This is a genomic window from Rhodococcus sp. R1101 (assembly GCF_000278445.1).
GTDB classification, from domain to species: Bacteria; Actinomycetota; Actinomycetes; order Mycobacteriales; family Mycobacteriaceae; genus Rhodococcus; species Rhodococcus gordoniae.
Window position 1 is genome coordinate 1 of sequence record NZ_AJVB01000029.1, and the last position, 20,192, is coordinate 20,192.

Genomic DNA, 20,192 nt, shown 5'->3' on the forward strand with positions numbered 1-20,192 from the left:
CAGCGCCCCGCAATGGTCGAGCGAGAACTCGCCGTGGTCGCGGTCGTCGACGCGATAGCGGAAGTCCATGAACTGCGGGGGCGCCCCGATATCGAGTTGCATGCCCTTGAAGATGGTGACGACGTCGTCGCCCTCGAACTTCAGGGCACGCTGCATGCGGCGCGTGTACCACGGCGACGACGCCTGCCATTCCTCGATGGCCACCTCCGCCATGCCCTCCCGACCGAACGCCGAGATCAGATGCGCCATCCCCGAACGGTCGATGAGCTGACCGCACAGCAACAGTTCGGGGACGAGCGCGGCGAGGTCGGTGCGGGAGAGCGCGGCGAACGATCCGCCGGTGTCCACGGTTGTCACCACAACGGAACCGGTGACTCGCCGACCCGGTACCAGCCGGGAAGGCGCTTCTTCGCCGTCGATCGCTCGATCCGTTTCTGCATGCCGTCGGACAGCGCGTTCGCGGTGATCATCTCGAGGAACAGGTGCGAGACGTTGCCGAAGTCGAAGAAGTCGCGCTGCCACGACCACTGGAAGTCGCCGCCGTACCGGAACCAGCTCCCGCCGATGCCGTGGACGGAGTAGTGCTCGCCGTCCTCGCGGGTCGCATCGGCCATCTGCTTCCAGAAGCCGATCACGTCGCCCGACCGGTCGTCGACGACGAACTGCTGGTAGGGATACTGCCAGCCCTCGAGTCCGTCCATCTCCTGACCGAGCGCGAGTTCGCGGATCTCCTCACGGCCCACGGCCATGAACTCGTCCTTCGGACCGTAGTTCCAGCCGTAGGTGGCGTCCTCGGTGTACATCTCGGCCAGCGGCTTCCAGTCGCCCTCGGCCTCGGCGCGCTTGTTGGCGTCGACCCAGCGGGTGATCATCTCGTCGAGCTCGGCACGATCGAACGTGGCCATCCGGTCTCCTGATCCTCAGTCTTCGACGATGCGAAGGGCTTGTGTGGGGCAGTACTTCACGGCTGCTCGTGCATCTACGTGCATCTCGTCCGGCACGGGGTCGAGAAGGATCTCCACCTCACCCCGCTTGGCGACGGCGAACACGTCCGGCGCCTCCATCGAGCACATCGCGTGCCCCTGGCACAGATCGAGATCTGCTTCGATCCTCATCTCGCGAACCTCACTCCTGCGTCGCCGTACCGCTGTTCGATGCCCCCCGGGTGCGACGTCGGTACCGCACGGCACACGGCTGCTCGAGCTGGACCACCATCTTCGAGTGATCGTTGCGATAGGTTTCGGGCGGCTGGGACAACTCGAACTCGAAGTCGCGCAGCAGGACCGAGAATATGGCCTTCAACTGCATGAGCGCGAATGCCGCTCCCACACAGCGGTGCCGGCCGGCTCCGAACGGTATCCAGGTCCACCGGTTGACGATGTCCTCCTGGTTGGGGTCGATGTACCGGCCCGGATCGAAGGTGTCGGGGGCGGGGAAGTCCTCCGGGATCCGATTGGAGATCGCGGGGGTGGCACCGACGAGATCGCCTCGCGCGATGCGGTATCCGGCGACCTCGAAGTCGTCCTGGGCCACCCGCAGGAGCAGGATGAGCGGCGGATGCAGCCGCAGCGTCTCCTTGAGCACCGCCTCGAGAATCGGGATCTGCCGCAGCGCATGGAAGCTCACGCTTTCACCGTCGGCGTAGAGGACGTCGAGTTCCTCGGTCACCCGCTCCATGTACTCGGGATGCCGCAGCAGTTCGATCAGCGCCCAGGCCGCCGTACCCGAGGTGGTGTGGTGACCCGCGAACATCATCGAGATGAAGATGCCGGTGATCTCGTCGGCGCTGAACCGTTCGTTGCCGTCCTCGTCCTCGATGGAGACGAGGACGTCGAGCATGTCGCGATCCTCCTTGCCCTCCGGCGGATTCGCGATGCGTCCGTCCATGATCTCCTGCACGAGTGCCACGAGTCCGCGGCGGGCCTCGTCGCGTCGCCGGAAACTCTCGATCGGCGCGTAGGGATCGACGAAGGCCAGTGCGTCGGTACCTTTTTCGAGGTCGTGGTAGAGGTGGGCGAATCGGCCGTCGAGCTGGTCGCGGAACTTCTTGCCGATCAGGCAGGCCGACGAGGTGTAGATGGTCAGCTCGGCGAAGAATTCGAGCAGGTCGATTTCGCCTTCGTCGCCCCAGTCGGCGACCATGTCCTGGACCTCGCGGTCGATGGTCGCCGCGTGGCCTCTCATCTGTTCGCCGCGCAGCGCCGAGTTGTGCAGCATCTCCTTACGGCGCTCGGGGCTCGCATCGAAGACGACCCCCTCCCCGAAAACCGGCTTCATGAAGGGATAGGCCGCCTGCTGGTCGAGTTCCTCATCCGCAGCGCGGAAGAAGAACTCGTTGGCCTCCGCCCCGGAGAGGAGCACGACCTTCTTGTCGGCGAGCTGGAAGACACCGACGTCGCCGCACTCCTGGCGGACGCGGCGCATGAGCGCGATGGGATCGGTGCGCAGTTCCTCGAGGTGGCCGTGTTCGTGTTCGCCGCCGGACACACGCCGGGGCTCGACGAGTGTGGTCATGAACGGTCCTTCCGCAGGGGTGCTTCGGGTTGAACCTCGATGAGCACGATGTGGGCACCGCGAGGGGCCGAGACGACGGAGAGCGCGGCCGCGGCGATGTCGGATGCACGAAGGAAATACGGGTGCCGGGCGAATCCCCATGTGCCCCAGTCCTCGAGCATCGGTTCGAGGACCTCTGCCGGCGCAGACATGCCGGCACCGGTCTGCGTCGGCCCCGGGCGCACGACCGACGCCCGGACGCCCGTGCCCTCGAGTTCCATCCGCATCTCGCGGACGAGCGCTTCGAGACCGGTCTTCGCCGCGTTGTATGCGCCCATCCAAGGCCGGGGTATCACGGCACAGTCGGATCCGATCACGACGAAGTCGCCGCGCCGTCGGTCGATCATGCCGGGCAGCGCGCGGTGGGCGAGTCGTTGCGTACCCATCAGGTGCACGTTCACCTGGAAGGCGAAGCGGTCGGGATCCATCTCGTGAGGCAGCGCGAAGTCCATGTCACCCGCTCCCGAGACGACGATCTCCGTGGGTCCGAGGGTCTCCTCGGCCGCCGTGACGAACTCGTCGACGGATTCGGTGGACGACACGTCGAGGAAGTGGGCGAAGGCTTCTCCTCCCTCACCACGGATCTTCTCGGCGATCGCCGTGCATTCCTCCACGCGACGAGCACCCAGAGCGACGGGATGCCCGTGCTCGGCGAGCGCGTAGGCGGTGGCCGTACCGATCCCGGAGGAGGCGCCGGCGACCAGCGCGGGACGGCGGTCGGGATGGGGTTCGAATCTAGGCATGTCGTTCGGTGACCTCTACAGGAAGGGCCGCGAAGCCTCGGACATTGGTGGAGTGGACGCGTTCGCAACGGTCCTCGTCGATCTCGTAGTCGGCGACGCGCCGGGCGAACTGTTCGAGTGCGATGTTCGCCTCGAGTCGGGCGAGATGCGCGCCGAGGCAGAAGTGAACTCCCCCACCGAAGCTGGCGATCTTCTGGGAGCTGTCGCGTCCGATGCGGAAGTCGTCGGCGGCGTCGAAGACGTCGGAGTCGCGGTTGGCGGAGCCGATGAGCAGCAGGACCTTGTCGCCGGAACGGATGGTGGCGTCGTGCAGGTCGATGTCGTCGACGGCGGTGCGGGCGACGATCTGGCTCGAGGTGTCGTAGCGGAGCGTCTCCTCCACCCATTGCGGTGCACGCGTGGGATCGCGGAGCACCCGCGACACCTCGGACTTGTCGTGCGCGCCCCAGTAGAGGGCGTTGCCGAGGAGTTTCGTGGTGGTCTCGTTGCCTGCGACCACCATGAGGAACATGAATCCGATGATCTCGTCGTCGGTGAGCCGGTCGCCGTCGATCTCGGCGGCCAGCAGCGCCGACGTGAGATCGGAGGTCTCCTGCTTCCGGCGCTCGGCGAGCATGTCGGCGTAGTAGCCGACCAGGTGCAGTGACGCCTCCATCGCGGCGACCGGTACGTCGAGCACACCCTCCTCGCGATGGACGACGAGGTCGGCGAGTCTGCGGATCTCGTCGCGATCGGATTCGGGCACGCCCATGAGTTCGGAGATCACATCCATGGGCAGCTTGCCCGCGAACTCCGAGATCCAGTCGAATTCCCCTGCTTCGACGGCAGGTTCGAGATAACGCAGGGTCAGCTCGAGGATGCGCTCCTCGAGGTCGGCGACGCGACGCGGGGTGAAGCCCTTGGAGACGAGGCGACGCATGCGCATGTGACGCGGGTCGTCCATCGCGAGGAAGGACATCACCTTGTGGGCGCCCGGGCCGTAGGCGGACGGATCGAGCGAGACACCGTTGGCACTCGAGAGCCGGGTGTTGTCGCGGAAGGCCGCGACGACGTCGGCGTGGCGGGACAGCGCCCAGAATTCGAGGTCGGGGTTGTAGTAGGCCGGTTCCTCCTCACGGAGGCGGCGGTAGGTGGGATACGGATCGTCGTGGAAGGCGTAGTCGTACGGGTTGAAGACCACGGGGCCGAGCGTCGGTGGATCGGGCGATGCGGGCCCTGCGTGCGACGCGGAGCCCGGGGATGCCTGGATCATGGATCACTCCAATAGAAGTCGGGCGGATGTCTCCAGCCTGTCGGCGAGTTTCTCGTAGGTGCCGTAGCCCATGCCGGCCCGGACCAGCGCGCCGGCGTAGAGCAGTTCGAGTGCTTCGAGTTCGTCGGGATCGGAGTCGGCGCCGAGCGCCGCCGAGATCCGGTGACGGATGTCGAGTCCGATGCGCGCGCGCAGGTGTTCGACATCGGGGTCGTGACCGAGCAGTGCACTGGTGACGGCGGCGGCGAGTTCGGGTTCGTCGGCCAGCAACAGCGCGATTCCCCGCAGCACCGCGACCACCCGATCGGCACGGCTCGTGCTCTCGGCGTCGGCCGTGGGAGCGTTGGCCAAGCGACGCCAGAACACCTCGGCGACGAGGTGTTCCTTCGACGAGAAGTAGGTGTAGGCGGTGGCCGGGGCGACACCGGCGCGGGCGGCGACCATACGCACCGTCAACCCCGTGAATCCCTCCTCGCGGAGCACCTCGACCGCGGCCTGCGTGAGCCTCGCAACCGTGTCGGCCTGCTTCTCGGTCAGGCGGCGACGGGTCGATTCGAGATTCACGTTTCTGGACACGTGTCTGGACATTACTACGGTTGGAGGGGGTCGGCAATGCCCGCAGCGCGTTCATTCGGCGAATTCAGCGCTCTCGTGGGTGGATACGGACGGGCATGGACTTGATGCCGTTGATGAAATTCGATCGCAACCGCCGCGGTTCACCCGCCGGCTCGACCCGGTCGATCCGGGCGGCGAGGGTCTCGAACATGATCCGCAGTTCGAGTCGCGCCAGATGTGCCCCGAGGCAGAAGTGCACACCCGTCCCACCGAAGGCGACGTGCGGATTGTGCTCGCGCCCGATGTCGAAGACGTGCGCGTCGTCGAAGACCTCCTCGTCGCGGTTCGCGCTCGGGTAGTAGACGATCACCTTGTCGCCCCGTTCGACCTGCTGGTCGCCGATCGCGGCCGGACAGGTGGGCGTGCGGCGGAAGCCGACCACGGGCGTGACCCAGCGCAGGATCTCCTCCACGGCGCTGTCGATCAGACCGGGATCGCCCTGCAGCCGGCGCCATTGTTCGGGATGATCGACGAAGGCCTGCATCCCGCCCGAGATCGCGTTGCGCGTCGTCTCGTTGCCCGCGATGACGAGCAGGACGAAGAACATGTCGAACTCCATCTCGGAGAGCGTGTCGCCGTTCTCGTCGGGACACACCAGCTTCGAGACGATGTCGTCGCGCGGTTCGATGCGTCGTTGCGCGGCGATCTCGTTGGCGTACAGGAAGATCTCGGCGGCGGCGAGCTCGCCGTCCTCCTGGGTGGTGCCGTATTCGGGGTCGTCCCAGCCGATCATGCGGTTCGACCAGTCGTAGAGCTTGCCGACGTCCTCGGCCGGTGCGCCGAGCAGCGCTGCGATCACCTCCAGCGGCAGTGGTGCCGAGATCGCCGGGACGAAGTCGATCACCGTGCCGTCGCGTGCGGCCTCGATCGCGGCGTCGACGGTGCGTTCGCACGTCCGCCGGATGCGCTCCTCGAGCGTCTTCACCATGCGCGGGGTGAAGCCACGGCTCACGAGTTGCCGAAGGCGGGTGTGCTCCGGCGGATCGAGGTTGAGCAGCATGGACGCCTGTTTCAGGCGTGTCTCCTCGTCGAAATCGTCGATCTGGGTGGTCCCGAGGGCCGAGGAGAAAGTCGTGCTGTCGCGGGAGACCGCGATGACGTCGGCGTGCCGGGTGACGGCCCAGAAGCCCGCGCCGCCCTCCTCGGGTTGGCGGTGGACCGGACAGGTGCGCCGGAGTTCGGAGAAGTAGTCGTGCGGGACCCCCTGGGCGAAGACGTCGGGGTTCTTGAGATCTGTGGGTGAAGTCGTCATGAAGCCGCTCTCGTGGGATTGTACGAATGGCATTCGTTTACAAACTACTCACCTTCGTTTGGAATGGAAGCCCCTTAGACTGCTTTCATGGCAGACGACAACTCCCGACCCGTGCGTCGGCGGACACTGACCCGCGACAAGGTCGTCGCAGCCGCGCTCGGGATCGTCGACGAGCTGGGATGGGAACAGCTCACGATGAGCACCCTCTCGTCGCGCTTGGGAATCGTCACGCCCTCGCTGTACAACCACGTCCGCAATCTCGACGATGTGCGGGCGACCGTGCAGATCCGCGCGATGAGCGATCTCGGAGCGCATCTGCGGGAGGTCGCGATGGGCCGCAGCGGCGTCGACGGGTTGCGCGCGCTGATCGACGCCCACCACATCTGGGCCGTCGAACATCCCCGCCGCTACGAAGCATTGACCACTGCACCGGTCGATCGCGACGGTCTGCTCGCCGCCGCACTGGACGCCAACGTCGCTCTGCGAACGATGCTCGCATCCTGCGGCGTTCCGGAGGAGGAGACGCTCGAGGCCGCGGTCGGCATGTTCGCCGCCCTGCACGGTTTCGCGGTTCTCCAGAGCAGCGGCTTCCTGGGCGACGAGCTCGATCTCGACCGCATCTACGAAGCGGTCGTGCGCGGAGTTCTGGCCGGCGCCTCCCTCGACCCCACGAAGACACGCTAGAGTGGCACGCATCAACTGAACACGTCCGTCTTCAGATGGAGGGGCCATGCGGACGATCGACACTCTCGGCGATCTCGTCTCACCGCTCGGTGGCACGATCAACGCCGCCAACGTCATCATGCAGCTCGCCCATCCCGGCGTCGGCCAGGGCGTCGTCGACAGCACGGTCGATACCGGCCGCGCCGATCTCCATCCGGTCAAGCGGGCCCGCACGACCGGCACCTATCTGGCGGTCGCGGTGTTCGGTAACGACGCCGACCGCGATTTCGTCCGCGAGTCGGTGCGGAAGATCCACGCGCGGGTCACGTCGTCACCCGGCGCGGAGGTCCGCTACAGCGCCAACTCCCCCGCCCTGCAGTTGTGGGTCGCGGTCTGCCTGCTCAAGTACTTCATCGACCAGCACGAATTCCTGTACGGCCCGCTCACCGAGGAGCAGTACGCCCGCATCCTTCGCGACGGCGCGACCCTCGCGACGACACTGAACGTCCGACCGGAGTCGTGGCCCACGACCCGCGAGGAGTACGAGGAACTGTGGAAGGCCGGCGTCGCCGACATCTCCATGAACGAGCAGGTGCGCGAGTACCTCACCGAACTCTGCAATCTCGCGTTCCTCGAGGTGCGTCTCGGACGACTGGGCCGCGGGATCCACCGGGTGCTCGGCAGGTCGTTCGAACTGATCACGCGCGGTGCGCTGCCGCCGGAGTTCCGCGACCTCATGCACTACCCGTGGACCGCCGACGACCAGCGGCGTTTCGACCGCTATCTCGTGGCGGTCCGGCGCCTGCACCGCGTCACGCCGTGGGTGTGGCCGTTGCTGTGGAAGGCATATCTGCTCGATCTGCGCACGCGGCGACGCCTCGGACTGCGGGTCTTCTGAGCACTGCCCTCACGCGACGGAGCTCGTCGAGGATCGACCTAACCCGGCGCTCCCGCACGACTCGCGCCTTCCACGAGATGGGCGAGTTCGCCGAGTGTCCAGGGCGGCGACGTGTCGTGGTCCCGCCACGCCAGCAGCGTCGGTGCCGGCTTGTCGAACCGCCCGACGAAACATCCGGAGCCGGCGAAGATTCCGCCGGTCACGGACGCCAGGTCGCTCACGAGGAAGGCGTAGAGCCGCGCCACGTACTCCGGCGGCGCCGGGTTGCGCGAGCCCTCGTAGGTGACGTCGTCGAGCAGTCCGCGCTCGTGCAGTCGCTCGATGTGCCGCTCGTACTCCGGTCCCGTCGACAGCCGAGTGCGGGCTCCCGGGCACACGACGTTGGCCCGCACTCCGTGCTCGCGTAGTTCTGCAGCGATCGCCGCGGTCAGGCTGTCCACCGCCCCCTTTCCGGCCGGATATCCGGTACCGCCGTAGTCGCCGAGGAACGCGAACGATCCGGTGTTGACGATCGCCCCGCTCCCCTGCGCCACGAACCGGGGCGCGAACACCCGGCACGTACGGAAGGTGCCGGTCAGATGGGAGTCGATCAGGTCGTCCCACTCCTCGTCGGTGACCGTGAGGATCGACGAGCCCGGAGGTTCCGCGGTTCCGGCACAGTTGATCAGCGCGTCCGCCGCGCCGAACTCGTCGAGGGCCGTGGCGAGGAGATCCTCCGCGACCCCGGAGGCGGCCGCCGAACCGGGCACTCCGACCGCACTGCCGCCCTGCGACACGAGCTCCGACACGGTGTCGCGCACCGCGTCGGCGTCGCGGCCGTTGACCACCACCCGCGCACCCTCGTCCACGAGGGTTCGCGCCACCGCCCGTCCGATCCCCCGGCTGGATCCGGTCACGACCACGACGCGGCCCGCGAGCGGGGTCGAATTGTCCGTCCCCGAATTGTTGTCTGCCATAAGGTTCCCCGTTCACCCATTGCGCTGCCTCGAGTGCCCGAACTATAGTCCAGACACCTGTCCAGAACCGAGGGAACGTCTGATGACACTTCGCCCCACCGACAGCTCCACCCTTCTGATCGACGGCAAGCTCGTACCCGGCAGCGGAGGCACCTTCGCGATCACCGATCCGAGCACCGAAGAACTGCTCGGTCACGCGGCCGAGGGCACCGCCACCGACATGGACGCCGCGATCGCGGCCGCGCGTCGCGCCTTCGACGACACCGACTGGTCACGCGACCACACCTTCCGGGCCCGCTGCCTCCGCCAGTTGCGCGACGCCCTGCGCGAACACATCGAGGAACTGCGGGAGATCACCATCGCCGAGGTCGGTGCTCCCCGATTCCTCACGAGCGCCGCGCATCTCGAAGGCCCCATCGACGACCTGCTCTACTTCGCCGACCTCGCCGAGAGCTACGCGTGGACGCAGGATCTCGGCAACGCCTCCCCCATGGGTATCCCGACCCACCGCTATCTGCTCAAGGAGGCGGTCGGGGTCGTCGGCGCGATCACGCCGTGGAACTTCCCGCACCAGATCAACTTCGCCAAGCTCGGGCCCGCTCTCGCCGCCGGGAACACCGTGGTGCTCAAGCCCGCCCCCGACACCCCGTGGTGCGCGGCACTGGTCGGGCGGATCGCGGCCGAGGAGACCGACATCCCGCCGGGAGTACTGAACATCGTCACCTCGAGCGACCACCGGCTCGGCGCACAGCTGAGCGAGGATCCGCGCGTCGACCTGATCTCGTTCACCGGTTCCACCGCGACCGGCCGGGCCGTGATGCGCGCGGCCTCCGAGAACCTCAAGAAGGTCTTCCTCGAACTCGGCGGCAAGTCGGCGTTCATCGTCCTCGACGACACCGACCTGCGCGGCGCCTGCTCGATGGCGGCCTTCACCGTGTGCACGCACGCCGGCCAGGGCTGCGCGATCACCACGCGCCTGCTCGTCCCCCGCGAACGGTACGACGAAGCCGTGGCCCTGACCGCGAAGTCCATGAGCGGTATCCGGCCCGGCGACCCGCGCGATCCCGGCACGGTGTGCGGGCCGCTCATCTCCGAGAAGCAGCGGCAGCGCGTGGAGGGCTACATCCGCCTCGCCGTCGAGGAGGGCGGCACGATCGTCACCGGCGGCGGACGTCCGGCCGAACACGAGCGCGGCTTCTTCGTCGAGCCCACCCTCATCGCCGGCCTCGACAACTCCGCGCGCACGGCGCAGGAGGAGATCTTCGGCCCGGTGCTCGTGATCATCCCTCACGACGGTGACGACGACGCGATCCGCATCGCCAACGACTCCCCCTACGGCCTCTCGGGTTCGGTGTACGGCACCGATCCGGACCGCATCGCGCGGGTCGTCGCAGGTGTACGGACCGGCACGCTGGGCGTCAACGGCGGCATCTGGTACGCCGCCGACGCCCCGTTCGGGGGTTACAAGCAGTCCGGGATCGGCCGCGAGATGGGTGTGGCCGGTTTCGAGGAGTACCTGGAGACCAAGCTCGTCGCCGAACCCGCGAGCTGACCCGAACTTCCGAAAGGACTTTTCCGATGGCACGTTTCACCGGTCGCACCGCGATCGTCACCGGCGCCGCCCAGGGGATCGGCGAGGCGTACGCGCGTGCGCTCGCCGCCGAGGGCGCGAACGTAGTGGTCGCCGACATCGACGCCGAACTCGGCGAGCAGGTCGCCAAACAGATCGTCGCCGACGGGGGCGTCGCGAGTTTCACCTCGGTCGATGTCTCCGACCCCGCCTCCGCCGAGGCGCTCGCCGCGTCGACCGTCGAGATCTACGGCGGCATCGACCACGTGGTCAACAATGCCGCCATCTACGGCGGCATGAAACTCGATCTGCTGCTGACGGTTCCGTGGGACTACTACAAGAAGTTCATGAGCGTGAACCTCGACGGCGCCCTCAACGTCACCCGCGCGGTGTGGCCACACATGACGAAGAACGGCGGGTCGATCGTCAACCAGTCGTCGACGGCAGCCTGGCTGTACTCGGGCTTCTACGGGCTCGCGAAGGTCGGGATCAACGGTCTCACACAGCAACTCGCCGTCGAGCTCGGCGGATCGAACATCCGCATCAACGCGATCGCCCCCGGTCCCATCGACACCGAGGCGACCCGCACCACCACCCCCGCGAACATGGTCGCCGATATGGTGAAGCAGTTGCCGCTCAAGCGCATGGGCACTCCCGACGATCTCGTCGGCATGTGCCTGTTCCTGCTCTCCGACGAGGCCACCTGGGTCACGGGGCAGATCTTCAACGTCGACGGCGGGCAGGTGATCCGCTCGTGACCGGCTCCACGATCGGCCGGGTCGGTTACATCGGGCTGGGCAACATGGGGGCACCGATGGCCGAGCGGCTGCTCACCCGACCCGGAGGCCTCACCGTGCTCGACGTGGTGCCCGAAGCGATGAGCCCGTTCACCGACAAGGGTGCCGCCGCGGCGTCGAGCCCGGCGGAGCTGGCCGCCGGCTGCGATCTCGTGTGCGTGACCGTCCTCGACGACGCCCAGGTCCGCGACGTCGTGACCGGTCCGGACGGACTGCTCGCGACGGCCCGGCCCGGCACGGTCGTCGCGGTGCACTCGACGATCTCCGACACCACCGCCGTCGAGCTCGCCGCGAAGTGCGCCGATAAGGGAGTCGACTTCGTCGACGCACCCGTCAGCGGTGGCGCCGGCGGTGCGAAGAACGGCACTCTCGCAGTGATGGTCGGCGCGACCGACGACGGCTTCGCGAAAATCGAGGAACCCTTCGGCACCTTCGCGTCGCTGGTCGTGCACGCGGGTCCCGTCGGGGCGGGAACCCGGATGAAGCTCGCCCGCAACCTGCTCCACTTCATCGCGTTCACCGCGGCGACGGAGGCGCAGCGACTCGCCGAGGCCGCGGGCATCGACATCACCGAGCTCGGCAAGGTCGTCCGGCACACCGACGCGATCACCGGCGGTGCCGGTTCGATCATGTGGCGTGACACCACATCTCCCCTCGCGGAGGACGACTCCTGGTTCCCGATCTTCTCGCGCGTGCGCGCCCTGGGCGAGAAGGATCTCGCGCTGGCACTGGACCTCGGAGATCGCCTCGGAGTCGACCTGTCGCTCGGAGCCCGGGCGCTGTCCGAACTCGGCCCCGGCCTCGGAGTCGGCACGGGGGAGATCGCACGGACCCGTTCCCGGAAGGAGCACGCATGACCGACGAGACCCGCCGCCGCGGCCTGGAGATGATGTCCAAGGTCTACGGCTGGGAGATGCAGGACGGTCCCGGCGAGCACTTCGCCGTCACCGCCGACCACCTGTTCGCGAACATCTGGACCCGGCCCGGGCTGACCATTCGCGATCGGCGACTGCTGTTGCTCGGGGCACTCACCGCGCAGGGAGCCCCCGACATCGCCGAGATCCAGATCGAGGCGGCGCTGAAGAACGACGAACTCGACGAGCAGCAGCTCCGCGAGATCGCCCTGTTCCTGTGCCACTACGTGGGCTGGCCGCTGGGCTCGAAGCTCGACAACGCAGTGGGCAGCGTGCTGCAGCGACGGAAGGCGGCGGCCCGCTCGTGAGCATCCCCGGAGGGTCCGCACCGGAGCCGGACTGTCCGGAACTCGGGTTCTACGGCCTCGCCGGGCACACCGACGACCCGAGGGCGCTGCTCGACGAGATCGCCGTCGCCGAACGCATCGGGCTCGGCTCGGTCTTCCTGTCGGAACGGTTCGACACCAAGGACGCGGCAGCGCTGGCCGGTGCGGCGGCCGCGACGAGCCGCACGCTCGGGATCGGCACCGCGGCGACCAATCCGCACACCCGCCATCCCCTCGTCACGGCGACGATGGCGACCACCCTGCACCGGTTGAGCCGCGGCCGCTACGCCCTCGGGCTCGGCCGCGGCTTCGACGTGCTGTTCGATCTCATGGGGCTGCCTCGCGTGACGTCGGCGCGGCTCGAGGACACCGTCGACCTGCTCCGGACACTGTGGCGCGGTGAAGCCGTCGTCGACCATCACGGCCCGGCCGGCGACTTCCCGTATCTGCGACGCACCGCCGAGGGCATCGACGGCATCCCGATCCTCGTGGTCGCGCTCGGCGAGCGCACGCTCGACCTCGCGGGACGCGTGGCCGACGCCGTCGTCCTGCACACCTTCTTCACCGACGACACGCTCTCGCGTGCCGTGAAGACGGTGCGACGCGCCGCCGAGCAGGCCGGCCGCGACCCGCAGTCGGTCCGCATCTGGTCGGTCCTCGCGACCGTCGACGATGCGATCCCCGAAGACCTCCGGTTGCGGAAGTTGACCGGACGGCTCGCGACCTACCTGCAGGGCTACGGCGACGTGCTCGTCCGCGCGAACGGCTGGGATCCCCAGGTGCTGTCTCGTTTTCGGGACGACGCGCAGGTCCGTGCTCATTCCGGACCGATCGACGCGGCGCCGGCCGAACTGCTGCTGCACATCGGATCGTTGCTGCCCGACGAGTGGCTCGCCGCGAGCGCGACCGGTAGCGCGGCACAGTGCGCGACCCGCATTGCCGACCAGTTCGACGCCGGCGCCGACAGCGTGATCCTGCACGGCGCCACGCCCACCGAACTCGCTCCGGTCGTCGCCGCGTGGCGGACGATCCGCGACCCCGAGCGTTTCGCATCCCTACCTGCCAACCCCGGCCGGAGCGCACCATGACCGATCTGTTGCTGTCGGTGGACGACCTGACTCCCGAACGACTCTCGGCCGTGCTCGGCGGCACGGTACGCACGGTGGAGGTCGAGCGGATCGGAACGGGTCAGATCGCCCTGTGCTACCGGCTCGTCCTGACGGGCGACGACGTGCCGTCCTCACTCGTCGCGAAGCTTCCGTCACCCGATCCCGGGACGCGGAGGATGCTCGCCGGCGCCTATCGCGGGGAGGCACGCTTCTACAGCGACATCGAGCCGTCCGTCGCGGTGCGGACACCCACCTGCTATCACGTCGCCTCCGGTGAGGACGGGGAGTTCACCCTCCTCCTCGAGGACGCCGCGCCCGCACGACCCGGCGACCAGCTCGCCGGGTGCACCGTCGACGAGGCGCACGACGCCGTCCGCAATCTCGCCGGACTGCACGGTCCCCGCTGGTGCGCACCCGACCTCCACGAATCGGACTGGCTCACCACGACGGACGCCGAGCAGGCACGGATCCTTGCCGAGCTGTACGGCCCGGCAATCGAGACCTTCCTCGACGGTCTCGGCGAGCTGATCGGCGCCGACGACCGCGACACGCTGCGGGCCTGCGCCGAGCTCACCGAGGAGTGGGTGCTCGCGCGATCCGACCGATTCGCGCTGCTGCACGGCGACTACCGGCTCGACAACCTCCTGTTCCCTCCCCGTGGCGAGAGCGGTGTCGTCGCGGTGGACTGGCAGACCCTGACGGTGGGGCTTCCCGCCCGCGACCTCGCGTATTTCGTCGGGACGAGCCTGGCGCCGGCGGTCCGGCGCGAGCACGAGCAGGCCCTGGTCTCGACCTATCATCGCGCGTTGCTGTGCCACGGTGTCGAGGGTTACGGCCTGCAGCAGTGCTGGGACGACTACCGCTTCGCGATGCTGCAGGGACCGCTCGTCGCGGTCTTCGGGTGCGCCTACGGCACGAGGACCGAGCGCGGCGACCGCATGTTCGCGGTGATGGTCGAGCGGTCGTGCGCCGCGATCCGCGATCTCGACAGTCTCACCGTCGTGTCCGAGAGCATCGGACGGCGCGACCGGTCGGTAGGGTGACTCGGGATACACCGCATCACGCGAGAAGAACGGAGATCCATCCGATGTCCCGCACCACCCTGCCCCGTGAGGCGATCGAACTCGCCGAGGCGACACCGGGTTTCATGCCCCAGGACGAGGGAACCGCACTGCACGAGGCTGCGGTGCAGTATCTCGGTGACGGCGTCGGCGTCGAGATCGGCACCTACTGCGGCCGCTCGACCGTGTATCTCGGCGCTGCGGCCAAGGCGACCGGCGGCACCATCGTCACCGTCGACCACCACCACGGTTCGGAGGAGCATCAGCCCGGCTGGGAGTACCACGATCCGTCGCTGGTCGACCCGCACACCGGCCGCCTCGACACGGTCGGCGCGCTGCGGCACACCCTCGCCGACGGCGACCTCGAATCGCACGTCGTCGCGGTGGTCGGCAATTCTCCTGTGGTGGCATCGTTCTGGCGCACCCCCGCCTCGTTCGTGTTCATCGACGGTGGACACAGCAGCGAGGCGGCCCGGGCGGACTACGACGGCTGGGCGAGATGGGTGCGCATCGGGGGCGCCCTGATCATCCACGACGTCTTCCCCGACCCGAAGGACGGCGGCCGACCTCCGTACGAGATCTACTGTCTCGCACTGGAGAGCGGCGAGTTCGTCGAGAAGTCGGTGACGTCCTCGCTGCGGGTTCTCGAACGCACCGCCGGCACGGTCGGATCACGGCCCGGAAGCTGAACTACGGGACGAGCACCGGGCAACGCTCGGTGCAGCGGTCGGCGCCCACCTGGTCGGCGGGTGCCGCCGCATCCCGGAAGATCGCGTTTCCTCCCGTCGTGCGCGAGAGCGCGTCGGCGGCGAGGATCACCGCTGCGCTGGTCCAGGAACTGACCTCCACCGGCCAGCGCTTGCCGTCGGCGTAGACCAGACCGGTCCAGTACGAACCGTCCGGGTCGCGCAGATGCTGCATGGCCGCGAACAATTCGCGGGCACGCCCGGCGTGGCCGAGTGCGTCGAGCGCCAGGACCAGTTCGCACGTCTCGGCTCCGGTGACCCACGGACGATGGTCGACGCAACGGATCCCGAGACCGTCGACGACGAAATCCGACCAGCGTTCGCGGATCCGTTCGTGCGCATCGGTGCCGCGCACCGCTCCCCCGAGGATCGGGTAGTACCAGTCCATCGAGTACTCGGGCTTGGGCGTGAACGCTTCGGGGTGCCGACGCAGAGCGTGGCCGAGACGGATCAGCGCGACCTCCCATTCGGGTTGCGCCTCACCGATCAGATCGGCGATCCGCAGACCGCACCACAGACTCTGGTGGATACTCGAACAGCCTGTGAGCAGCGCTTCGTCGAACATCCCGCCGTCGCCTCGCGCCCAGGAGATCTGGCCGCCCGGCAACTGCATGTCGACCACGAGGTCGAGCGCTGCGCGCACCGTCGGCCACATGTGCTCGACGAACCCGCGATCGCCCGTCACGAGATGGTGGTGCCATACGCCCACGGCGATGTAGGCCGTGAAATTGCTGTCGGTGTCGTGGTTTTCGACGATGTCGCCGCGGAACTGGATGGGCCACGACCCGTCGGCGCGCTGCGTCCGCCGCGACCACTCGAAAGCAGCATCCGCTTCCTCGCGCAAACCGGTGGCGGTCAACGCCATCGCGGATTCGATGTGATCCCACGGGTCGGTGTGTCCACCGGGGAACCACGGGACGGCTCCGGACGGCTCCTGCATCCGCGCGATGGCGCGACCGGTGGCCAGGCACTGCTCGGGCGACAGCACTCCCGGCACCGAGGGCACCGTCACGCGCGCGGAGTCACCGCGCCGCACCGGCTGTTCCCGGCTTCTCGAGGTAGAACACGACACTCTTCCCGATGACGGGGTCGAGGACCTTCTCGGCCGTCCGGGTGATCCACGGCGCCTTCATGAGATCCCAGACCAGCAACCGGTGATACGCCTTCGCCAGCGGATTGTCGTCGTTGTCGACTCCGACGGCGCACTTGAGCCACCAGTACGGCGCGTGCAGCGCGTGGGCGTGATCGGTGCCCGAGACCAGGAGGCCGGCGGCGGCGAGTTTCGCGGCGAGTTCGTCGGCCTTGTAGATGCGGACGTGTCCGCCCTCCACCTCGTGGTAGGCGTCCGACAGTGCCCAGCAGATCTTCTCGGGCAGCCAACGCGGGACGGTCACGGCCGCCACACCTCCGGGCTTGAGGACCCGGACGAGTTCGGCGATGGCCCGTTCGTCCTCCGGGACGTGCTCGAGCACCTCGGAGATCAGCACGAGATCGAAGGTCGCGTCGTCGTAGGGCAATGCGAGTGCGTCGCCGACCTCCGCCCGGGCCAGCGCGCCTTCGGGGACCTGACCTTCGAGTTCCATCGCGACGAACATGTCGGCGACGGCCTTCATGTCGTCGGCGTTCTGATCGAAGGCGACGACATCCGCACCGCGTCGATACAATTCGAACGAGTGACGCCCTGCACCTGCGCCGATGTCGAGGGCCCGTATCCCCGGTACGACGCCCAGGCGGTCGAAGTCGACGGTCAGCATCCGTTCTTCCCCTCTCGGTGCGCGGCAATCGCTCGTTCGTAGACTGCGGCGGTCTTCGCCGCCACGGCCGCCCAGCTGTAGCGTTCGAGCACGCGGTCGCGGCCCTTCGCGCCGAGACGCCGGCGTTCGGCCGGGTCGTCGAACAGGGCCGCGAGCCCTGCTGCAAGCTGCTCGGAGTCGCCCGGGGGCACAAGAAGACCGGCATCCCCGACGACCTCGGGGATGGCGCCGGCCCGACTCGCGACGAGCGGCGTTCCGCACGACATCGCTTCCACGGCCGGCAGCGAGAATCCCTCGTACAGCGACGGCACCGCCGCGATCTCGGCGGAGGCGAGCAGGTCGGCGAGCTCGGTGTCGTCGATCCCCGAGACGGTGCGCACGACATCGCCGATCGCGAGTTCGTCGATGAGTTTCTCGGTCGCACCACCCGGTGCGAGCTTCGAGACGAGGACCAGTTCGATCTCGCGTTCGGTGCGCAGCTTCGCGACCGCTTCGAGCAGCGTCGGAACCCCCTTGAGCGGGGCATCGGCGCTCGCGACGCAGACGATCCGGCCGGCGACGCGCTCGGCCTGCCTCGGAGCGAACATCTCCGTGTTCACGCCGAGCGGGATCGTATGGATACGTTCGGCTTCGATCCCGAAGGCCGTCCGGATGTCGTCGGCCGAATTCTCCGAGACCGTGAGCAGGGTGGGGAGACGACGTGCCACCTTCTCCTGCATGCGGAGGAATCCGTACCACCGCCGGAGCGTGAACCTGCGGCGGAAGGTGGTCGCGGAGGCCAGATCGAGTTCGCGGTCGCGAGTGATCGGATGGTGGATCGTCGCGACGAGCGGAAGATCCTCGGCGATGCGCAGCAGAGCGGAGGCGAGCGACTGGTTGTCGTGCACGACGTCGAAATCACCGAGACGCCCGCGCAGCAGGCGCGCGGCGCGCAGACCGAAGGTACGCGGTTCGGGGAAACCGGCGGTCCACATGGTGGCGACCTCGAGGACGTCGATCAGGTCGCGGTACTCACCCGGCTTCGGGGTGCGGAACGGGTCGTCGTCGCGGTAGAGGTCGAGACTGGGCACCTTCGTGAGCGTCACGCCGGGATCGAGTTCGGGGTACGGCTGGCCGGAGAACACCTCGACGGTGTGTCCCTGGGCGACGAGTTCGCGAGCGAGATGGCGAACATAGACCCCCTGACCCCCACAATGCGGCTTGCTCCGGTACGACAACAGAGCTACGCGCACATTCCACCTCGGGTTCCACTCGGAGGGCCAGGTCTCGGACAGATGTCCACTAGTTGTGTAGGGCACACACTAGAACATGTTTTGTGCCCTCACGATAGCGAGCCGGGGGTGGTGCCGTGAGGATCGGCGACACGAGTGGGAGCACCGGCCTACCGGACGGGCAGCCGTGACGAACCGGCAACACGACGAAACCCCGGTATCGACGTGATACCGGGGTTTCGCCTGGAGCGACCCTGACGGGACTCGAACCCGCGACCTCCGCCGTGACAGGGCGGCGCGCTAACCAACTGCGCCACAGGGCCATGAGGAACCTTCGGTTCCCATAGCATGACCCACCGTATCCGGTGGGTCGGGTCTTGTGAAATTGATGGTTGTTTGCCGGACAACCGTGGTGGCCAGGGCCGGGATCGAACCGGCGACCTTCCGCTTTTCAGGCGGACGCTCGTACCAACTGAGCTACCTGGCCGGATGGCACCCGAACCGAATGCCGATCGTAAATCTAGGAGCGACCCTGACGGGACTCGAACCCGCGACCTCCGCCGTGACAGGGCGGCGCGCTAACCAACTGCGCCACAGGGCCATACATATTCACTTCTCACACCAAGATACTGCACACTTCGACGAGGTCGAAGCGTACCCCCTACGGGATTCGAACCCGCGCTACCGCCTTGAAAGGGCGGCGTCCTAGGCCGCTAGACGAAGGGGGCCCGATCGGATTTCTCCGAACCGCACCCTCAACGGGTTTGGCGTTCCGTTGGGAGCTTGGACAGCTTATGCCACGGCATTCCTGATTCACAAATCAGCAGGTCAACCGGCCTATTCGTCGTTGCCGGACCTACTCGGCCACCCCTTCTCCCGCCAGCGCTCGAGCCACTCCTCCGAGGCCATCGCCTCGAGCGGCACCTCCACACAGGACTCGAAGCGCGCACGGACGTCGGTGTCCGGTGCCGTGAGGTCGGCGAGATAGCGCTGACCGGCGAGCGACGACGCGATCGCCGCGACGAAACGACGAAGATCTACATCGGGCCGGAACAAGCCTTTCTCCTGCGCCTCGCGTGCCAGTTCGTAGCCGGCCCGTCCCCACACGACACTGCCCCGCAACCTGACCTCTTCCGCGAACTCGGGTTCGGTGACGAGACGGAACTCCGCGGCGATGACCACATCGTCGTGCAGGGCCGCACCGAGATCGCCGACGAGTCCGTGCAGTCGTTCGAACGGATCGAGACCGGGTACGTCCATCCACTCGGCGACGATCGCGCGGTAGCGCTCGAGTCCCTCGTCGAGGACGGCCCGGGCCAGATCCTCCTTGGAGGCGAAGTGGAAGTACATCGCACCCTTGGTCGCGTTCGACTGCTCGAGGATTGCGTTGATCGATGCTGCAGCGAAGCCTCGCCGCGCAAATTCGGTGGCTGCCGATCGGACGATCGCAGCTCGCGTACGACGAGCACGCTCCTGTTGACGGGGCATGGGGAAATTCAGCCTTCCACGTTCCTCTGTTCCCCCACGAGACAACTCTAGTCTGCCCCCGCGATCCCGCCCACGGGTCGTGTTCGACCGAGTGAAATGAGGAACTTCACACCGGCGAGATCGGGGTTTTCAGAGAACACACCGGGTGGTACGCTTTGTCCGGCTCGGGTGCGGAGCAGGGGGTGAGCACCCGAGCCGTTGTCGTTCCTTCACAGGCGGCACCCACACCACGCGATGTCCGATATCATCGACCGCGCAGTGAGGATGCAGTGTGGTTCCCGAGC

The 20,192-nt window shown here is 67.6% G+C and carries 21 protein-coding genes, 4 tRNA genes and 1 pseudogene; 9 read left to right on the top strand and 17 right to left on the bottom strand.

The window, feature by feature from the left end; genetic code table 11:
• The 8 genes and pseudogenes from R1101_RS25835 to R1101_RS0104335 form a co-directional block, all read right to left on the bottom strand.
• Window positions 1-360, bottom strand: a pseudogene (locus R1101_RS25835) (hypothetical protein); the annotation flags it as partial.
• Window positions 354-905, bottom strand: a complete 552-nt coding sequence (locus R1101_RS0104305; RefSeq protein ID WP_016932258.1) for a nuclear transport factor 2 family protein — start codon at window positions 903-905, stop codon at window positions 354-356. The pseudogene R1101_RS25835 and the gene R1101_RS0104305, both read right to left, overlap by 7 nt.
• A 15-nt stretch (window positions 906-920) precedes the next feature.
• Window positions 921-1,115: a ferredoxin gene (locus R1101_RS0104310; protein WP_016932259.1), complete on the bottom strand. Its 195-nt coding sequence runs from the start codon at window positions 1,113-1,115 to the stop codon at window positions 921-923.
• A 10-nt stretch (window positions 1,116-1,125) separates the two neighbouring features.
• Complete coding sequence (locus tag R1101_RS0104315) at window positions 1,126-2,514, bottom strand: cytochrome P450 (RefSeq protein WP_016932260.1); 1,389 nt, start codon at window positions 2,512-2,514, stop codon at window positions 1,126-1,128.
• Window positions 2,511-3,296 carry an SDR family oxidoreductase gene (locus R1101_RS0104320; RefSeq protein ID WP_016932261.1) on the bottom strand — a complete coding sequence of 262 codons (786 nt, stop codon included), beginning with the start codon at window positions 3,294-3,296 and terminating at the stop codon, window positions 2,511-2,513. The genes R1101_RS0104315 and R1101_RS0104320 overlap by 4 nt, the downstream gene beginning before the upstream one ends.
• Window positions 3,289-4,476 (bottom strand): cytochrome P450, encoded by a 1,188-nt coding sequence (locus R1101_RS0104325; RefSeq protein WP_016932262.1) that lies wholly within the window; start codon window positions 4,474-4,476, stop codon window positions 3,289-3,291. The genes R1101_RS0104320 and R1101_RS0104325 overlap by 8 nt, the downstream gene beginning before the upstream one ends.
• 75 nt (window positions 4,477-4,551) lie before the next feature.
• Window positions 4,552-5,112 (bottom strand): TetR/AcrR family transcriptional regulator, encoded by a 561-nt coding sequence (locus R1101_RS0104330; protein ID WP_016693012.1) that lies wholly within the window; start codon window positions 5,110-5,112, stop codon window positions 4,552-4,554.
• Between the two features lie 76 nt (window positions 5,113-5,188).
• Window positions 5,189-6,415, bottom strand: a complete 1,227-nt coding sequence (locus R1101_RS0104335; RefSeq protein WP_016932263.1) for a cytochrome P450 — start codon at window positions 6,413-6,415, stop codon at window positions 5,189-5,191.
• An 87-nt stretch (window positions 6,416-6,502) separates the two neighbouring features.
• Between R1101_RS0104335 and R1101_RS0104340 the strand changes: the two genes are divergently transcribed.
• A complete protein-coding gene (locus R1101_RS0104340) occupies window positions 6,503-7,099 on the top strand; it encodes a TetR/AcrR family transcriptional regulator (RefSeq protein ID WP_016932264.1) in 597 nt (198 codons plus the stop codon).
• A gap of 46 nt (window positions 7,100-7,145) precedes the next feature.
• A complete protein-coding gene (locus R1101_RS0104345; protein WP_016932265.1) occupies window positions 7,146-7,976 on the top strand; it encodes an oxygenase MpaB family protein in 831 nt (276 codons plus the stop codon).
• Window positions 7,977-8,014: 38 nt separating this feature from the next.
• On the opposite strand, the gene R1101_RS0104350 is transcribed toward R1101_RS0104345, so the two are convergent.
• Window positions 8,015-8,932, bottom strand: coding sequence for an SDR family NAD(P)-dependent oxidoreductase (locus tag R1101_RS0104350; RefSeq protein ID WP_016932266.1), 918 nt, complete (start codon window positions 8,930-8,932; stop codon window positions 8,015-8,017).
• Window positions 8,933-9,014: 82 nt separating this feature from the next.
• Here R1101_RS0104350 and R1101_RS0104355 point away from each other — a divergent pair, with 82 nt between their 5' ends.
• From R1101_RS0104355 to R1101_RS0104385, 7 genes are read left to right on the top strand one after another with little or no spacing between them, the layout of a single operon-like run.
• The gene (locus R1101_RS0104355) at window positions 9,015-10,484 is read left to right on the top strand and encodes an aldehyde dehydrogenase (protein WP_016932267.1); all 1,470 of its coding nucleotides are present in this window, start codon (window positions 9,015-9,017) and stop codon (window positions 10,482-10,484) included.
• 26 nt (window positions 10,485-10,510) lie between these two features.
• The gene (locus tag R1101_RS0104360) at window positions 10,511-11,260 is read left to right on the top strand and encodes an SDR family oxidoreductase (protein ID WP_016932268.1); all 750 of its coding nucleotides are present in this window, start codon (window positions 10,511-10,513) and stop codon (window positions 11,258-11,260) included.
• A complete protein-coding gene (locus R1101_RS0104365; protein ID WP_016932269.1) occupies window positions 11,257-12,156 on the top strand; it encodes an NAD(P)-dependent oxidoreductase in 900 nt (299 codons plus the stop codon). Before R1101_RS0104360 ends, R1101_RS0104365 begins: the two co-directional genes overlap by 4 nt.
• On the top strand, window positions 12,153-12,521 hold the full coding sequence (locus tag R1101_RS0104370) for a carboxymuconolactone decarboxylase family protein (RefSeq protein ID WP_016693004.1): 369 nt from the start codon (window positions 12,153-12,155) through the stop codon (window positions 12,519-12,521). The genes R1101_RS0104365 and R1101_RS0104370 overlap by 4 nt, the downstream gene beginning before the upstream one ends.
• Window positions 12,518-13,627 (top strand): TIGR03857 family LLM class F420-dependent oxidoreductase, encoded by a 1,110-nt coding sequence (locus tag R1101_RS0104375; RefSeq protein WP_016932270.1) that lies wholly within the window; start codon window positions 12,518-12,520, stop codon window positions 13,625-13,627. Before R1101_RS0104370 ends, R1101_RS0104375 begins: the two co-directional genes overlap by 4 nt.
• Window positions 13,624-14,691, top strand: coding sequence for a phosphotransferase family protein (locus tag R1101_RS0104380; RefSeq protein ID WP_016932271.1), 1,068 nt, complete (start codon window positions 13,624-13,626; stop codon window positions 14,689-14,691). Before R1101_RS0104375 ends, R1101_RS0104380 begins: the two co-directional genes overlap by 4 nt.
• 44 nt (window positions 14,692-14,735) lie before the next feature.
• The gene (locus R1101_RS0104385) at window positions 14,736-15,398 is read left to right on the top strand and encodes a class I SAM-dependent methyltransferase (protein WP_016932272.1); all 663 of its coding nucleotides are present in this window, start codon (window positions 14,736-14,738) and stop codon (window positions 15,396-15,398) included.
• A gap of 1 nt (window position 15,399) precedes the next feature.
• On the opposite strand, the gene R1101_RS0104390 is transcribed toward R1101_RS0104385, so the two are convergent.
• The 8 genes from R1101_RS0104390 to R1101_RS0104425 form a co-directional block, all read right to left on the bottom strand.
• Window positions 15,400-16,491: a prenyltransferase gene (locus R1101_RS0104390; RefSeq protein ID WP_016932273.1), complete on the bottom strand. Its 1,092-nt coding sequence runs from the start codon at window positions 16,489-16,491 to the stop codon at window positions 15,400-15,402.
• A complete protein-coding gene (locus R1101_RS0104395; protein WP_016932274.1) occupies window positions 16,478-17,209 on the bottom strand; it encodes a class I SAM-dependent methyltransferase in 732 nt (243 codons plus the stop codon). Before R1101_RS0104395 ends, R1101_RS0104390 begins: the two co-directional genes overlap by 14 nt.
• Window positions 17,203-18,441 (bottom strand): glycosyltransferase family 4 protein, encoded by a 1,239-nt coding sequence (locus R1101_RS0104400; RefSeq protein ID WP_016932275.1) that lies wholly within the window; start codon window positions 18,439-18,441, stop codon window positions 17,203-17,205. Before R1101_RS0104400 ends, R1101_RS0104395 begins: the two co-directional genes overlap by 7 nt.
• A gap of 228 nt (window positions 18,442-18,669) precedes the next feature.
• Window positions 18,670-18,743, bottom strand: a tRNA-Asp gene (locus tag R1101_RS0104405).
• Between the two features lie 87 nt (window positions 18,744-18,830).
• Window positions 18,831-18,907, bottom strand: a tRNA-Phe gene (locus tag R1101_RS0104410).
• A gap of 40 nt (window positions 18,908-18,947) precedes the next feature.
• A tRNA-Asp gene (locus tag R1101_RS0104415) sits at window positions 18,948-19,021 on the bottom strand.
• A gap of 54 nt (window positions 19,022-19,075) precedes the next feature.
• A tRNA-Glu gene (locus R1101_RS0104420) sits at window positions 19,076-19,148 on the bottom strand.
• Window positions 19,149-19,257: 109 nt separating this feature from the next.
• Entirely contained in the window at window positions 19,258-19,908 is a 651-nt protein-coding gene (locus R1101_RS0104425; protein ID WP_016932276.1) for a TetR/AcrR family transcriptional regulator, read from the bottom strand.
• Window positions 19,909-20,192 lie beyond the last annotated feature (284 nt).

What these genes read in the sequence shown, in the direction of transcription:
- R1101_RS0104305 (WP_016932258.1), bottom strand. Translation starts at nt 905, where the DNA reads ATGGCCACGTTCGATCGTGCCGAGCTCGACGAGATGATCACCCGCTGG.
- R1101_RS0104310 (WP_016932259.1), bottom strand. Translation starts at nt 1,115, where the DNA reads ATGAGGATCGAAGCAGATCTCGATCTGTGCCAGGGGCACGCGATGTGC.
- R1101_RS0104315 (WP_016932260.1), bottom strand. Translation starts at nt 2,514, where the DNA reads ATGACCACACTCGTCGAGCCCCGGCGTGTGTCCGGCGGCGAACACGAA.
- R1101_RS0104320 (WP_016932261.1), bottom strand. Translation starts at nt 3,296, where the DNA reads ATGCCTAGATTCGAACCCCATCCCGACCGCCGTCCCGCGCTGGTCGCC.
- R1101_RS0104335 (WP_016932263.1), bottom strand. Translation starts at nt 6,415, where the DNA reads ATGACGACTTCACCCACAGATCTCAAGAACCCCGACGTCTTCGCCCAG.
- R1101_RS0104340 (WP_016932264.1), top strand. Translation starts at nt 6,503, where the DNA reads ATGGCAGACGACAACTCCCGACCCGTGCGTCGGCGGACACTGACCCGC.
- R1101_RS0104345 (WP_016932265.1), top strand. Translation starts at nt 7,146, where the DNA reads ATGCGGACGATCGACACTCTCGGCGATCTCGTCTCACCGCTCGGTGGC.
- R1101_RS0104350 (WP_016932266.1), bottom strand. Translation starts at nt 8,932, where the DNA reads ATGGCAGACAACAATTCGGGGACGGACAATTCGACCCCGCTCGCGGGC.
- R1101_RS0104355 (WP_016932267.1), top strand. Translation starts at nt 9,015, where the DNA reads ATGACACTTCGCCCCACCGACAGCTCCACCCTTCTGATCGACGGCAAG.
- R1101_RS0104360 (WP_016932268.1), top strand. Translation starts at nt 10,511, where the DNA reads ATGGCACGTTTCACCGGTCGCACCGCGATCGTCACCGGCGCCGCCCAG.
- R1101_RS0104370 (WP_016693004.1), top strand. Translation starts at nt 12,153, where the DNA reads ATGACCGACGAGACCCGCCGCCGCGGCCTGGAGATGATGTCCAAGGTC.
- R1101_RS0104380 (WP_016932271.1), top strand. Translation starts at nt 13,624, where the DNA reads ATGACCGATCTGTTGCTGTCGGTGGACGACCTGACTCCCGAACGACTC.
- R1101_RS0104385 (WP_016932272.1), top strand. Translation starts at nt 14,736, where the DNA reads ATGTCCCGCACCACCCTGCCCCGTGAGGCGATCGAACTCGCCGAGGCG.
- R1101_RS0104395 (WP_016932274.1), bottom strand. Translation starts at nt 17,209, where the DNA reads ATGCTGACCGTCGACTTCGACCGCCTGGGCGTCGTACCGGGGATACGG.
- R1101_RS0104425 (WP_016932276.1), bottom strand. Translation starts at nt 19,908, where the DNA reads ATGCCCCGTCAACAGGAGCGTGCTCGTCGTACGCGAGCTGCGATCGTC.